This window comes from Candidatus Binatus sp. (assembly GCF_036567905.1).
Classification (GTDB): domain Bacteria; phylum Desulfobacterota; class Binatia; order Binatales; family Binataceae; genus Binatus.
Map to the genome: position 1 here is coordinate 20,333 of NZ_DATCTO010000038.1, position 14,569 is coordinate 34,901.

Annotated in this window: 16 protein-coding genes; 7 read left to right on the top strand and 9 right to left on the bottom strand. The window is 62.1% G+C overall.

The genetic code is table 11. From position 1 onward, the window contains the following. Window positions 1-11: 11 nt before the first annotated feature. From VIO10_RS05950 to ahcY, 6 genes are all read left to right on the top strand, one after another. A complete protein-coding gene (locus VIO10_RS05950) occupies window positions 12-1,058 on the top strand; it encodes a DHH family phosphoesterase (protein WP_331960830.1) in 1,047 nt (348 codons plus the stop codon). Window positions 1,059-1,124: 66 nt separating this feature from the next. After that, on the top strand, window positions 1,125-1,820 hold the full coding sequence (locus VIO10_RS05955; protein ID WP_331960833.1) for a hypothetical protein: 696 nt from the start codon (window positions 1,125-1,127) through the stop codon (window positions 1,818-1,820). A gap of 157 nt (window positions 1,821-1,977) precedes the next feature. Further along, window positions 1,978-3,432 carry an MFS transporter gene (locus VIO10_RS05960; protein WP_331960836.1) on the top strand — a complete coding sequence of 485 codons (1,455 nt, stop codon included), beginning with the start codon at window positions 1,978-1,980 and terminating at the stop codon, window positions 3,430-3,432. A 43-nt stretch (window positions 3,433-3,475) separates the two neighbouring features. Next, window positions 3,476-3,754, top strand: a complete 279-nt coding sequence (locus tag VIO10_RS05965) for an HPr family phosphocarrier protein (protein WP_331960839.1) — start codon at window positions 3,476-3,478, stop codon at window positions 3,752-3,754. Between the two features lie 263 nt (window positions 3,755-4,017). After that, window positions 4,018-5,205, top strand: a complete 1,188-nt coding sequence (metK, locus tag VIO10_RS05970; protein WP_331960842.1) for a methionine adenosyltransferase — start codon at window positions 4,018-4,020, stop codon at window positions 5,203-5,205. Between the two features lie 54 nt (window positions 5,206-5,259). Continuing rightward, a complete protein-coding gene (gene ahcY / locus VIO10_RS05975) occupies window positions 5,260-6,576 on the top strand; it encodes an adenosylhomocysteinase (protein ID WP_331960845.1) in 1,317 nt (438 codons plus the stop codon). On the opposite strand, the gene VIO10_RS05980 is transcribed toward ahcY, so the two are convergent. The 3 genes from VIO10_RS05980 to VIO10_RS05990 form a co-directional block, all read right to left on the bottom strand. Further along, complete coding sequence (locus VIO10_RS05980) at window positions 6,573-6,965, bottom strand: transcriptional regulator (protein ID WP_331960848.1); 393 nt, start codon at window positions 6,963-6,965, stop codon at window positions 6,573-6,575. The two genes, ahcY and VIO10_RS05980, sit on opposite strands and share 4 nt — an antisense overlap. Beyond that, complete coding sequence (locus VIO10_RS05985; protein WP_331960851.1) at window positions 6,955-7,398, bottom strand: type II toxin-antitoxin system HigB family toxin; 444 nt, start codon at window positions 7,396-7,398, stop codon at window positions 6,955-6,957. The genes VIO10_RS05980 and VIO10_RS05985 overlap by 11 nt, the downstream gene beginning before the upstream one ends. Window positions 7,399-7,480: 82 nt before the next feature. Next, window positions 7,481-8,185 (bottom strand): TVP38/TMEM64 family protein, encoded by a 705-nt coding sequence (locus VIO10_RS05990; protein WP_331960853.1) that lies wholly within the window; start codon window positions 8,183-8,185, stop codon window positions 7,481-7,483. Between the two features lie 130 nt (window positions 8,186-8,315). On the opposite strand from VIO10_RS05990, the gene VIO10_RS05995 reads away from it, so the two are divergent. Further along, window positions 8,316-9,098 (top strand): SDR family NAD(P)-dependent oxidoreductase, encoded by a 783-nt coding sequence (locus VIO10_RS05995; RefSeq protein ID WP_331960856.1) that lies wholly within the window; start codon window positions 8,316-8,318, stop codon window positions 9,096-9,098. Between the two features lie 15 nt (window positions 9,099-9,113). Here VIO10_RS05995 and rapZ read toward each other — a convergent pair whose 3' ends face one another. The 6 genes from rapZ to lptC form a co-directional block, all read right to left on the bottom strand. Continuing rightward, entirely contained in the window at window positions 9,114-9,989 is an 876-nt protein-coding gene (rapZ, locus tag VIO10_RS06000) for an RNase adapter RapZ (RefSeq protein WP_331960859.1), read from the bottom strand. 48 nt (window positions 9,990-10,037) lie between these two features. Continuing rightward, on the bottom strand, window positions 10,038-10,499 hold the full coding sequence (locus tag VIO10_RS06005; RefSeq protein ID WP_331960862.1) for a PTS sugar transporter subunit IIA: 462 nt from the start codon (window positions 10,497-10,499) through the stop codon (window positions 10,038-10,040). A 94-nt stretch (window positions 10,500-10,593) separates the two neighbouring features. Further along, window positions 10,594-11,019: a ribosome hibernation-promoting factor, HPF/YfiA family gene (gene hpf / locus VIO10_RS06010; RefSeq protein WP_331960865.1), complete on the bottom strand. Its 426-nt coding sequence runs from the start codon at window positions 11,017-11,019 to the stop codon at window positions 10,594-10,596. 54 nt (window positions 11,020-11,073) lie between these two features. Next, on the bottom strand, window positions 11,074-12,639 hold the full coding sequence (gene rpoN, locus VIO10_RS06015; RefSeq protein WP_331960868.1) for an RNA polymerase factor sigma-54: 1,566 nt from the start codon (window positions 12,637-12,639) through the stop codon (window positions 11,074-11,076). Between the two features lie 14 nt (window positions 12,640-12,653). Then, window positions 12,654-13,730: an LptA/OstA family protein gene (locus VIO10_RS06020; protein ID WP_331960871.1), complete on the bottom strand. Its 1,077-nt coding sequence runs from the start codon at window positions 13,728-13,730 to the stop codon at window positions 12,654-12,656. 112 nt (window positions 13,731-13,842) lie between these two features. After that, window positions 13,843-14,445, bottom strand: coding sequence for an LPS export ABC transporter periplasmic protein LptC (gene lptC / locus VIO10_RS06025; protein ID WP_331960873.1), 603 nt, complete (start codon window positions 14,443-14,445; stop codon window positions 13,843-13,845). Window positions 14,446-14,569 lie beyond the last annotated feature (124 nt).

Below are 14,569 nucleotides of genomic sequence, written 5' to 3' on the forward strand. Positions count from 1 at the left end.
AATTTCATCTTATGGATCAGGCGTTCACCAGGCAGAAAATCAAGGAATTGCGCGCGATGGTCGGCGAAGGCGATCGGGTTGCGATCGTCTTGCAGGACGATCCCGATCCCGACGCGATGGCGAGCGCGATGGCGCTGCGCACGCTGCTCGGGCGCAACAAGCAGACCACGCCGCTGTTCGCGTTCAAGCCGGTGACGCGCCCGGAAAATCTCACCATGGAGCATCTGCTGGAGATCGAAATCCAGCCGGCCGATACGGAGGCGCTGCGCGCTTTCGACAAGATTGCGATGGTCGATGTGCAGCCGCCGTACTTCGGCGAGAAAATTCCGCGCGCCGATATCGTGATCGATCATCATACCGGCTACCCCGGCGGCGCCGCTCCGTTCGAGGACGTGCGCACGAAATACGGCGCGACTGCGACGATCATGACCGAGTACCTGGTCACGGCTGACGAAAAAATCAGCGAGCGGCTGGCGACTGCGCTGCTCTACGGAATTCGCAGCGACACTTTGGCGTTGTCGCGCCGCGTGACCGACGACGACCTGCTAGCGTTCACCCGTCTGGTTCGGCTGGCCAACTACAGTATGCTCCGGCAGATCGATCGTCCCGAGCTGCCGCTGAGCTTCGCGCACATTTTGGCGCGCGCGATGAAACGGATGGTGGTCAAGGACCGCCTGGTGGTGCTCAATCTCGGCCCGGTCGAGCGCGACGACTTGATCGTGCAGATGGCGGACTTCTGCCTGCAGTTCGAGGGCGTGGCGTGGGTGGCGGTCGCGGGCAAGCTCGGCAGCAAACTGGTGATAAGCGTGCGCAACCACGGCATGAGCGGCGACAACGCGGGCGAGGCGGTGAAGAATCTGTTCGCCGATATCGGCAGCGCCGGCGGGCATCGCAACATGTCCAAAGCGGTGATCCCGCTGCGAGCATGGCGGCGGCGCGAGGGCACTACCCATGACTCGCAAATCGAAACGCGGCTGCGCGAGTTGTTCAGCGCGGCGATCAAGGGCGAGGCCGAAGCCGGCGCGGTTCGCAGCGCGCCCGCCCGCAACGGCAACTGACGCGTTCCGCCGCGGACAGGCATGTCCGCAACCGATCGATTTCAGGAAGTAAGGGAGGCTCCGCCGATGAGTCGAACAACCTTTTTCCTCGTCCTGGCACTATCGCTGCTGGTCAAATCGAATGCCGGATTCTGCGCAGGGCATGCGTGGCCAGAGATGGCGGAATTCACCGCCAAAGTCGAAATCGAAACCTCCGCCGATCGCATATTTTTCGAATTTCCATTGATCGATGTCCACGGAGAAACGCGGTATGGCTTCATATGCGCAGGCGGGAGCGAGAAATACCTCGCCAAGCTAGGTGCTCCCTGGGACGTTAACTACGTTGGACCATTCGCATGCCGACTCGTGGAAGGAAAGACGGACCCTGTGAAGTCTGAGGACAGCCTCCTCTCGGAAGATGAGTCTCCGTACTGGTATTCGCGAGGAAGGCTTGACAATTTCCGCGAACTAACGGGATCGTGCGCCAGGTACCCGGAATATGGTGCACTACGTCACTTTCGATTGAGGGGCTTTGAACTGACTCTTAGCTTCGGAGGTGTCGAAGTCGATAAAGCAGGGAATCCGACTTACTTCACTCTTACGGTTTCATTGCGAAGAGACGCCACGATCACTTCGCCGCAGGCTGAGCAAACCGGTTACTTGACTCCTTACAAAGTCGGGAGCAGTTGCGACAAGGTGTTGAAGGGAAATCAGCGGCGGATGTGCAGGGACTTCAAAAACCTCGGTGGTTCGTGGACGGAGTGCGACAAGATCGGGCGTTAGCCGTTTTTTCGTATCACCCCGAACGAAGTCTTTTTTTGTGTCACCCGGAGCGAAGCCGAGGGACCCCGGAATTGCCGCGTGGCGGCGCGGCCGTTTACCGGTTAGCGCGATTTACATATCGTGATTGGCGGCAATGCGTGATGTGTGATCTGCTGCGATGAGTCCGAGGCTGTTCAAAATTTCCCCGCTCGAATTTCTGGCGCCGATGATCGTCGGCTGCGCGCTGTTCATGGAGATGCTCGACTCGACGGTCATCTCGACCGCGCTGCCGGTGATGGCCAAGTCGCTGGGCGAGGATCCGATCAAGCTGAACCTCGCGATCACCTCCTACCTGCTGAGCCTGGCCGTTTTTATTCCGATCAGCGGCTGGATGGCGGATCGATTCGGCGCGCGCACGGTGTTTCGCGCCGCGATCGTGATCTTCACGATCGGTTCAATCCTCTGCGGAGTGTCGCAATCGCTGCACCAACTGGTCGCCGCGCGTATTGCGCAGGGCTTCGGCGGGGCGATGATGGTGCCGGTCGGCCGTTTGATCGTTCTGAAGACCGTGGCCAAGTCCGAGCTGGTAACCGCGATGTCTTATTTGACCGTGCCGGCGGTGCTGGGACCCGTGGTCGGGCCGCCGATCGGCGGGTTCATCGTGACCTATTATTCGTGGCGCTGGATTTTCTTCATCAACGTGCCGATCGGCGCGATCGGGATCACGCTGATCACCTGGTACATCCCCAACATCCGCGAGGATGCGGTCGTCCCGCTCGACTGGCGGGGCTTTCTGCTTACCGGGCTGGGACTGGCGGGTCTGGTGTTCGGCTTCGAGTCGATCGGCCGCGGCGTCATTTCCCCCAGTATCATCATGTGCGTGATGGCCGCCGGCGGCATCTGCATGGCGCTCTATATCCTGCACGCCAAGCGGATTGACTATCCGATCATCGACCTGGGGTTGATGAAAATCCCGACCTTCAACGCGGCCACGCTGGGCGGCGGACTTTTTCGGATGGGCATCGGCGCGCTGCCGTTTTTATTGGCGATGCTGCTGCAGGTGGTTTTCGGACTCAGCCCGTTCGCATCGGGAATGCTGACGTTCGCCAGCGCCGCGGGCGCCTTGTTCATGAAGATGACGGCGACGCCGATCATCCGGCGGCTGGGTTTTCGCTCGGTGCTGATCGGCAACGGCGTGCTCAGCGCTTTCATCATGATGAGTTACGCACTGTTCCGCTCGACCACGCCTCACTTCGTCATCATCTTGGCGCTGCTGACCGGAGGATTCTTCCGCTCGCTTCAATTCACCGCGCTGGGCAGCCTGGCCTATGCCGACGTGTCCAACGCGATGATGAGCGGCGCGAGCAGCCTGTCGAGCATGGCGCAGCAACTGTTTTTGAGCCTGGGTGTGGCGATAGGCGCGATGGTGCTGCACATGAGCATGGGCGCGCGCAGCGCGGCCCATCTGTCGGTGCATGATTTCACCCCGGCCTTTATGGTCATGGGAGTCCTCGCGCTGCTGTCGTCGCTGCTTTTCATCCCGCTGGAGTATCATGCCGGCGCTGAAGTGAGCGGGCGGCGGGCCGGCGTCGAGCTTGCTCGCACGGCCCGGACAGTTCCGCAAGCGGATTGATCGCGCGCGGTCGTTTACCGAAGCCGGCGATACCTTTATCGTAATGCTCGTGAATGCGGCGGAGGCGACCGTGGAGGTCAGGAACCGGCTCGGACTTCATCTGCGCGCCGCATCCGCGCTGGCGCAGACGGCCGCGAAATTCGCCTCGCAGGTCATGATTGGCCGGGGCAAGAACCTGGTCAACGCCAAGAGCATGACCAGCCTGATGATGCTGGGCGCCGCCCAGGGCTCCAGGCTCAAGGTCCGCGCCGAAGGGGCCGACGCGCGCGAGGCTCTCAAAGCCGTGCAGACGTTGTTCGACGAGCGCTTCGGCGAGGAATGAGCGGGCTGACTCGCGGTGGTCGCGGCGCACCGAACAGCGTTGGCTGGCCGCCGTCTTGATTCTGTCCGATTGGTCAGTTATACCCTTCACTACCCGAAAATCTTGAGGCGCGCTGCCGTTTTTGCACTTTTCGGCAGGCGCTATGCTGACCCCTCTGGAATAGAACTCAATTGAACTTCTCAGTCCCGCGCGCCGACCGCATAAGTTGAATCCTAGTCTGCGACGGGGCGCCCGAAAACGCGCTTTTCAAGGAGCAATCGCGAATGCCGCTTAAGGATTTCCTGTTCACCTCCGAGTCGGTCTCCGAAGGCCATCCGGACAAAATGTGCGATCAGATTTCAGACGCCGTGCTCGACGCGCTCATCGCCGAGGACCCCGACTCGCGCGTCGCGCTCGAGTCGCTCGCCAAGACCGGGCTTATCGTGCTGGCCGGCGAGATAACCAGCCGCGCACGCCCCGACTATGTGAAAATCGCGCGGCAGACCGCGGTCGAAATCGGGTACGACAGCGCCGACGTGGGTTTCGACGGCAACCGGTGCGCGGTGCTGACCGCGATCGAGCCGCAGTCGGCCGATATCTCGCAGGGTGTCACCGAGGGGCAAGGCCTGCACAAGGAACAGGGCGCGGGCGATCAGGGCCTGATGTTCGGTTTCGCGTGCGACGAGACGCCGGAGGCGATGCCGTTGCCGATCGCGATGGCGCATCGGCTGATGGAAAATCTGACCAAGCTGCGCAAAACCCGTCAGCTCGATTTTCTGCGTCCCGACTCGAAGAGCCAGGTCACGGTGCGCTACGCCGACAGCCGGCCGGTCGAAGTGACGGCGGTCGTCATCTCGACGCAGCATTCGCCCGACGTCAAATACGAAAGAATCCGCGAGTCGGTGATCGAGGAATTGATCAAGAAAACGATTCCCGAACAGTACCTGACCCGCGCCACCGTCTATCACGTCAACCCCACCGGCAGCTTCATCATCGGCGGACCGCATGGCGATTGCGGGCTCACCGGGCGCAAAATCATCGTCGATACCTACGGCGGCTACGGCCGTCACGGCGGCGGCGCGTTCTCGGGCAAGGACCCGAGCAAGGTCGATCGCTCGGCCTGCTACATGGCGCGTCACGTGGCCAAGAATGTTGTCGCGGCGGGACTGGCCACGAAATGCGAAATCCAGGTTGCCTACGCGATCGGCGTCGCCGAGCCGGTCTCGATACTCATCGATACCTTCGACACCGGCATTGTGCCCCAGAGCAAACTCTCAGCCACGCTGCGCGAGCTGTTCGATTTCCGGCCCGCCGGAATCATCAAGACGCTGAACTTGAAGCGCCCGATCTATCAGCCGACCGCCGCCTACGGGCATTTCGGCCGCACCCCGCATGACGGGCTGTTCCCGTGGGAGCGGGTCGATATGGCCGAGACTCTGCGCAGCGCGTTCGGGCTCGACGGCCGCGGCTGATAGCGGCCCGCGCTCTCAATCAAACCAGACAGCAACTTTTGGAGTTTGAACACGATGGCCAAGACGGCAAGAAAGGCCAGGGCAATTTCTAAATCCCACGCCAACGGAAACGGCCGCGACTTCGACGTGCACGAGCTTGGACTCGCCGAGGCCGGACGCAAGCGGATCGAATGGGCCGACAAGCAGATGCCCGTGCTGCGGCGGCTGCGCGAGCGATTCGCGAAAGAACTGCCGCTCAAGGGCCAGCGGCTGGGCGCCTGCCTGCATATCACCTGCGAGACCGCCAACCTGCTGCGCGCCCTCAAGGCGGGCGGGGCCGAAGTGCTCGCCTGCGCGTCCAACCCGCTCTCAACGCAGGATGACGTGGCGGCGGCGCTCGTCGATCAGTACGGCATCCCCACCTTTGCCATCCACGGCGAAGATCGCGACACCTACTACGGCCATCTGCGCGCCGTGCTCGAACGCCGTCCGACGATCACGATGGACGACGGCGCCGACCTGGTCAGCCTGCTTCACACCGAGTTCGCCGGCCATGCCGCCGGCGTCAAGGCGAGCATGGAGGAAACGACCACGGGAGTAATCCGGCTGCGGGCGATGGCCAAGGATGGCGCGCTCAAGATTCCGGTGGTCGCGGTCAACGACGCACAGACCAAGCATCTGTTCGACAATCGTTATGGCACCGGGCAGTCCACGCTTGACGGGATCATCCGCGCTACCGGTGTTCTGATCGCGGGTTCGGTCGTGGTGGTGGCGGGCTACGGCTATTGCGGCCGCGGTATCGCGTCACGCGCGCGCGGGCTTGGCGCCGACGTAATCGTCACGGAAGTCGACGCGATACGCGCGCTGGAAGCCGCGATGGACGGATTCCGGGTGATGAAGATGGTCGAGGCAGCGAAAGTCGGCGATATTTTCATCACCGCGACCGGCGACAAGCACGTGCTCACTTCCGCGCATTTCGGCCTGATGAAGGATGGCGCGTTCCTGAGCAACTCGGGCCATTTCGATATCGAGATCGACGTCGCTTACCTCAACGACGCCGCGAAAAAGATCGATCGCGACGTCACCCGCAACATCGACGCATACCATTTGTCCAACGGGCGCATCGTCTATCTCCTGGGCGAGGGCCGGCTGGTTAACCTCGCGTGCGCCGAAGGCCATCCCGCGCAGGTCATGGACATGAGTTTCGCGACGCAGGCGATGGCGTCGGAGTGGGTGGCAAAGGGCGCGCAGCTCGCGGTCAAGGTTCACGAGGTACCGGTCGAGATCGAGGAGGAAATCGCCGGCGTGAAGCTGGCCGCGATGAGCCTCAAGATCGATACGCTGACCGCCGAGCAGCGCAAATACCTGGCAAGCTGGGAATCCGGCACCTAGCCGGCTGACGCAGCGCGGCGGCGACGGCCGGCGCGGATGGGGCGAATCAACACTTCGGCGGGTATCCCGAAGCGTTCATGCAAGCGGCGGATCATCTCCAGCGACAGCGCACGCTTGCGCTTCATAACCTCGTACACTCGGCTGCGGCCACCGATCACCCCCACCAATGCCCGCGGGTCGAGTCCCTCCTGTTCGAGCCGGAATCGGATCGCCTCAATCGGGTCGGGCGCATCGATCGGAAAATGCTTGCGCTCATAGGCTTCCGCCAGAGTCGCGAGCACGTCGAGCCTGTCTTCTTCTAGAGTTCCTTCTTTGGCGCCCCACAGACGCTCGATCTCCCGCAGCGCCCGCTCGTAGTCCAGCTCGCTCCGAATCGGTTTAATCTCCATACTGGACCGTCCTTGCGTCGATCTCATCGTAGTCCCGGTGCGGCCCGATCCATTTGATGAAAATGATCTGGCGACGATAGTTGATCGCGGTCACCAGCCTGTAATCGTTTCCCTTGATGTTGAAAACCACACGGTCGCTGCCGACGATGCTGGCCGCACCATAGTTGCGCTTCACGTCGGCTGGGCTGCGCCACTCGGCGCGCTGCGCTTCGTGAAACCACGCATCGAGCGCCCCCTTCACCGCCTTTTGACCCTGCTGCCCCTTTAGCGACTCCACAAACCGCAGCAGGGTTCGTCGTGCTAGCACCCGCACCGTCAACAGCGTAGCATCGTTCCCGAAGCGGGAACAACCTGCGCGCTGAGGTTGCGACAGCCCCTCGATGGCGTTGCGGCTCGCTATCGCCTTCGATTCATCGCCCGAGAGCTGGCTCAACGTGCAGCAGCAGTACGACCTTTACCGCGCGCGAAAGAATCCGGCCCTTCGGCGGGTCAAAAGGCTGAAAGCCGCTTGATCGCTACTGGTCGATTTTGACGCGCGACCAGCGGCGGTAGATCTCACCGCATCCGACCGACGCGCCGATCAGCAACAGCGCAAGGACGAACCTCAGCGAGAGCGGATGCCATAGCGCGTCGCCCAAAAAGGCGAACAGGATCGTGCCCGGAATCATGCCGATCATCGTCGCCCAGAAGTAGTCGTGAAAGGTGATCGGAGACGCCCCTGCCAGCAGGTTCAGCGCGTTGTACGGAATCACGGGGACCATCCGCAGGTAAAGGATTATCTGGAAGCCGTGCTTGGCGATCCGGCGCAGCATCGACTCGAATCGCTCGCCGACGATCCGCTCGACGAACGACTTGCCGAGAAACCTTCCCGCTGCAAACGCAATCAGCGCGCCCGCATCGCCGCCGATGAGCGAGTACACCGAACCCCATTTGGTGCCAAACGCCAGTCCGCCCGCGATAGTCATCACCGCGCCGGGCACCAGGAACGACGGCCCCACCGCGTACAGCAGCATATAAACGACCGGCCCCCACGCGCCCCACTGAATTACCTGGGCTTTGACCAAGGCGGGATTGGTGAACCATTCGGAGTGCGCAATCAGAAGCCAGATCGAGCCGCCAAGCAGGATCGCGATTACCGCGATCTTCACGACGTTCATCAGCCTCGAGCCGTTTGCGCTCGGCTTGGGTGCTCGAGTCCCGATTGGATTGACGGCGGCCATGAGCCCTCAATGATATTGGGCGGCAACGGATTAAGACAAGACTTCGCGCGCGCGTTGTAGGCGCGTCACGATGCTATTAAAGTCGGCGCAGCGCTCGACTCTCGAGATCGCCAAGGAATAAGCCATTTTCATGAACGAACTCCCGGATAAAGTCGCAATCATCACCGGCGGCGGCTACGGAATCGGCAAACAGATCGCGCTGAAGTACGGAGCAGCCGGCGCGAAAATTGTAATCGCGGCGCGTTCGATCGAACCGATGAAGCAGACCTGCGCCGAACTCGAGCGCGTCGGCGCCCGCGCGATTTACCTGAGCACCGACGTCTCCAAGGAAGCCGACTGCGCAAAGATGGCCGGCGAGACGCTGAAGGCATTCGGCCGCATCGACATTCTCGTCAACAACGCCGGTATCTCGGGGCCGACCAAGCGGATCACCGATATGTCGCTCGCCGAATGGCAGGAGACGCTCGATATCGACTTGACCGGAACGTGGCTCGCGACTCGCGCCGTGCTGCCGGTAATGGACCAGCAGGGCTCCGGCAACATCATCAACATCTCGTCGGGCGCGGGACGGCGCGGTTTTCCGATGCGCTCGCCGTACGCGGCGGCGAAGTGGGCAATGATCGGGCTGACGCAGACGGTGGCCGGCGAATGGGGTCAGCGTGGAATCCGATGCAACTGCATTTGCCCCGGCGCAATCGAGGGCGAACGAATCGAGCGCGTGATGCGCGCGCGGGCCGAGGCCCTCAAGCGACCGTACGAGCAAATACGCGATCAGTTCGTGGCGCAGGCCGCGATGAACAGAATGGCGACGGAGGAGGAAGTCGCGCGCGTCGCGCTATTCCTCGCGCTCGAGTTGTCGGCGGGAGTCACCGGTCAGACGATGAACGTCGATTGCGGCAGCATCATGAACTAGGCGCGGCGTCGGCAGCTAACGCGCGATGTCATTGTCGCGCACGCTGCTCTCGAAGCCGCCGCTCTCGATCCGCTTCATCAGCTCGCGCGCGAGCACGGGTGAGCGATGCCGTCCGCCGGTGCATCCGAGACCAACCGTCAGATAACTCTTGCCTTCGCGCCGATACAGCGGAATCAGAAAATCCAAAAGACGGCCGAACTCGTCGATAAAGCGCTGCGACTCCGGCTGCGCCATCACGTACTCGCGCACGCGCGGGTCCAATCCGGTGAGCGGCCGCAACTCGTGGACAAAGAACGGATTGGGAATAAACCGCACGTCGAGCACGACGTCCATTCCGACCGGCAATCCGTATTTGTAACCAAAAGAAACTATCGATATCGACATCCTGGATCCCGCGCCCGCGCCCAGCACGGCCGCGGTGACCACCTCGCGCAGTTCGTGGACCGTGAGCGCGGTCGTATCGATCACCCGGTCGGCCCGCTCGCGCATCTCGGCCAGCGCAAGACGTTCGCGGCGAATGCTCTCGGCGACAGTCGCTCCGCTTGCAGCCATCGGATGCGGCCGGCGGCTCTCAGAGTAGCGGCGCGCGAGCACGTCGTCGGACGCGTCAACAAAAATCACTTCGGGACGGATTCCGGCGGCATCGAGTTCCGCGAATACCCGCGGCCATTGCGGGAAGAACAGCCGCTCGCGCGAGTCCACCCCGAGCGCGACGCCCCGTAGAGCGGGATCGCGTCCCGCGGCGAGCATCGCGACATTGGGCGCCAGCGCAACCGGGAGATTATCGACGCAGTAGAAGCCGAGGTCCTCGAGCACGCGCATCGCAGATGCGCGTCCCGATCCTGAGACACCGGTAACTATTATCAGGCGAGGTGGCTGAGGTGAGCTCATCGGGCTCTGGGTTTGCGCCGCGCCGTGAGGCGGACGCGGTTCATCGCCTCAGTACTTGTTGTCTTCTTCCTTGATCAGGGAATACAGCTCGGCGCTGTCCTTGGCCGCGAGCAGGCGGCTTCGAAAAGCCCCGTCCTTAAGCAATCGCGACACGCGCGCAAGGGCTTTCAGATGCAGGCTGGCGGAATCCTCCGGCGCGACCAGCATGAAGAACAGTTGCGACGGGCCGCCGTCAAGCGAATCGAAATCGACTCCCTGGGCATGGCGGCCGAACACTCCGATTATCTTGGTCACGCCGCGCAGCTTGCCGTGCGGGATTGCGATTCCGTCGCCGATCGCCGTCGAGCCCAGCCGCTCGCGCTCGGCCAGCACCGCGGTCAGGTCAGCAAGCTTAATCTCCTTGTACTTGGCGGCCAGCGCTTTGGCCAGTTCATTCAAGACCTCGGGCTTGGTGGCGCCCTTCAAGTCGGCAATGGCCATGTCAGGGCTGAGGATATCGGTAATTTTCATCTCGTCATCAAGGTCCAGTGAGAAAGTGAAAAATCAAAATTGAGATATGCGGATACGGATTGGCGAACTCGCAGCCGGAGCATCCCGCCGCGAATCAAGTTTCCTCGCCGGCGCTAAGCACCTCGCCGGTCGAGGGCGACCTGACTTTCTTCGCCTTGAATTTTTCCAGGTGCTTCTTCAGTTGGCGTCCGACCTTGTCCGCGAGCAGATCGATCACCGAGTAAAGATCCTTGGTTTCTTCCTGCGCGCTCACCGACAGGCGCCCTGATTTGACGGTAACTTCGCCGTGCTGCCGGTATTTGTCAACCGTGAGAATCAGATGAGCCTGGCAGGTGCGTTTGATCAATTTGCCAACGTGCGCGAATTTTCGTTCCGCGTACAGCCGGAGCGCATCGGATGGCTCGACGTGACGAAACGTCACCGTCACTTGAGTCGCGGGGGCGTCGGCGATCCGCGCCGCGCGCCGCACCTTTCGGGCCGTCGCCCGGCCGCGCTTTCCCTGTTTATCGATTTTACTCATCTTGTTTTTTTTCGTTTTTCGTTTTTCGTTTTTCGTTGCCCGCGTCCGGCGCCGTCATCCGATCTGCTTGCGATTTGCCGACGGAGGGATTCCCATCGCCTGTCGATACTTGGCCACCGTGCGCCGCGCGATATTGATCTGCCGGGCCCGCAGCATCTCCGCGATCACCTGATCCGACAGTGGATTTTGCGGAATCTCCGCCGTCACCATCCCGCGGATCTGTTCCTTGACCGTCTCGGCGCTCACGTCTTCGCCGCTGGCGCCCTTAACCCCCGAGGTGAAGAAAAACTTCAGCTCGTAGATTCCCTGCGGACTATGCGCGTACTTGTTGGCGGTCGCGCGGCTGATCGTGGATTCGTGCATCCCGATATCTTCGGCGACATCCTTGAGCACCAGCGGCCTGAGCAGGCTGATGCCGTGATCGAAGAACGCGCGCTGGAATTTCACGATCGAGGTTGCGACCTTGAAGATCGTCTGCTGGCGCTGGTAGATCGATTTGACCAGCCAGCGGGCCGAGCGCAGCCGTTCCTGCAGATACTCCCGCGTCTCGGGCGCAACGTCCACGTCATTGAGCACCCGCTGGTAGTAGCCTGCCAGGCGCAGGCGCGGCACCGCGTCGCGATTGAGCGTGACGACGTAATCCTCGCCAACCTTTTGGATATAAACGTCGGGCACCACGTAAGTCGGCTCGTCGCCGCCGTAGTCGCGTCCCGGTTTGGGTTCGAGCAGCGAGATTATTTTGGCCGACTGCCCGACTGTTTCGACCGGCACGCTGAGAACCTTGGCGATTTCGGTGTAGCGATGCTTTTCGAGCAAATCCAGGTGATTGCTGACGATTCGCGCCGCCAGCGACTCTTCCATCCCCAGGTTCTGCAACTGCGCGAGCAGACATTCACGAAGATCGCGCGCGGCGACACCGGGCGGATCGAAGCGCTGCACGCGCGCGAGCACGCGCTCGACCTCGGCGGGCTCAACTTCGAGCTGCGCCGCCAGCTCATCGAGCGGAGTTTCCAGGTATCCGTCTTGGTTGAGATTGTAGATGATGGTCGCGCCGATTTGCTGGTCGGATTCGGTCAGGTTCGAAAGCCTCAGCTGCCACATCATGTGGTCTTCGAGCGAGCTTCGGCGCAGGGGCGTGTTTTCCAGCGCGCTTCGATGGTCGTCGTCGGAATCAGGCGGCGTGCTTTCCTGCCAGTTGTTCGAATAGGTCTCGAGATATTCGCGCCAGTCGAGCTTTTCGAGATTGTTGAGTTCCTTGAGTTCGAGCGCGGCGTCACGCGCTTCGGTCTCGACGCTGGGCGCGGGTTTTTCCTCGCGCGAGCCGGTTTCCCAATCGTCGTCGGAATTTGCGCCGGCGGCGCCGTCGGCCTCGGCCGGCAACGGTTCACCGTCGGCTTGGGCGGGGGCCTCGGGATCGGACACCTCGGATTCGGAAGCGGCTTCGGCGGGACTCTGATCGAGCGGCTCGAGCATCGGATTCTGTTCGAGTTCCGACTGCACGATCGCTTCGAGTTCAGGGAGCGAAAGCTGCAGAATTTTGATCGCCTGCTGGAGCTGCGGCGTCATCACCAGTTGCTGGCGAAGCCGCAGGTCCTGTCCGAGTTTTACTTCCAGCGCCATCGAAGAATTGTTTGCTAATCCGTTGCAGCGGCCGGCGCCGCGCCCGCACCCGGCGATGCCTCCGAATGCGGGAACAGTACCGCATGAGCGCAATCGACCACGCTCTGGCTGGTGTTGAGATACACCGTGATCTTACAGCCGGTAATCTGATCGTTGCCGTCATGCGCGACCGGACTGCCGGTCAAGACTACGGTGTGGTTGGTCTGGTCCATTACGCCGTGCTTGCCGGTGGCCCATCGCGTGCCCTGGCTGAGCCGAACGTTCCCGTCCGCGACCATGTCCTTCATCTGTTTGAAGTCTTTGTCGAGATAGTTTACCCGCAGCTGATCGCTGGTAAGTTGAGCGTCCGCCTGGGTAGCGTGCACATCTCCCACCCACAGGACCGAATGATTCTGGTAATCGAGCGACATCGACTTGGACTTTATATCGATCGGGGCTTTGTTGTTGCCGAATTGCATACCCCCGAACGCACCGCCTTGTTGGGGAGCATTTGACGCGAGCTTGGTTTCGCCGCCGGACGCCTTGTGCGCCTTGTGCGGCGCGACAGCTTCGGCCGGCGCGGTGGCGCTCGCCGGGGGAGTCGCGGCTGCGGGAGCGCTCGCCGCAAAAGTCGGCGGTTCGGCTGCGGGCACGTCAGCCGAGACCGGCGCGAGCGTCATCGGCGGCGCAATCGCGCCAGCCGGCGGGGCTGTCGCGGCGGTCGTTACTGGCATTGATTCCGGGGCAACCGCCTCCGGAGCGGTCGTGGTCGTAGCAATTGACGGCGCCGCGGCGGGTGCAACGTCTGCTGCGGTGACCGGCACAGCCGCCACCGAAGGCGGCGCTTCTGCCGGAGCAGGCGCGATCGCGACGGCCGGCGCCGAAGGCGGCGCTTCGGCCGGAGCCGTCGCCACCGACGGTTGAGCCTGCGAGCCGCTGCCGTTGGTGTCCGATGCAGCCGCAGATGGCGGCGTGCCCGGCACTCCACCGGTCACGCTGATCGAATCGCCGCTTAAATCGTCGCTGTTGGCGGGCTGGGGAGCGGACGCGGCCGGCGACGCCGAATTCGCCGGTTCGTTGCGGATCGAATCACCGACCGTGCCCGAACCCATCGCAGGCCCTGAATCCGGCGACGACCTCGGCGCATTGACGCCGTCCTGAGCCCATGCCGGCGATGCGAGCGCAATTGCGACTATCGCAGTCGCGACGATACGCGACGCCCGACTAACTTTGCTTGGATTTTTCACTATCGTTCTTCGGTGTGACTACGGTCTCCACCTGCGTATTGAGCTGGAAGACACGCGTTTTGGGATGACCGCTCAGCCCTACCCCAGTCACTTTCAGTCCGTCGCCGACGACCGTCACGAGACCCGGCGCTTCGACCTTGTCATCATCAGGCATGAAGGTCGCGGAATCGGTGCTGAGAACGTAATCGCCGAAGTGGATGACCGTGCCTCCGGTCAAATACGCGCGCGTCACATGATTCCCGTTCAAGGTCAAATCCGCATGCGGTGCATTGACGACCACCGGCTTGCCGTCCGACGAGTCCATCGTGACCACAGCGTCGGTCAGCTTCAGCGTGGTCTTGTCAGCGGCGTAGTCAGCCTCGGCCGCGGTCAGCACCCACTGCCGCTCGCCGGCTTTCATCTGCGTCCAATGAAAATTATGCGCACGAAGGAGAGTTCCGGGGACCATCCCGGCCGCGGCCGGCAACACTTTAGCAGCGGAGCGATGGCGCACGATCCAAATGGTCGCAATCAGCAGGAAAATAAGCGCGGCCGCTCCGAAACCGGCCAGCGCCCTGGCGATTTGCCTGGGACTCAACATCAATCTCTCCGATGCTTGAGGGTATCAAGCGCTTTTTTCCAAGTAAACCGAGCGGCGCTTCGGCACCATACTTGCAAAACAGCGCGAACTTGCGCTCGCTACTTTGCAACCACCGCGCGTAACC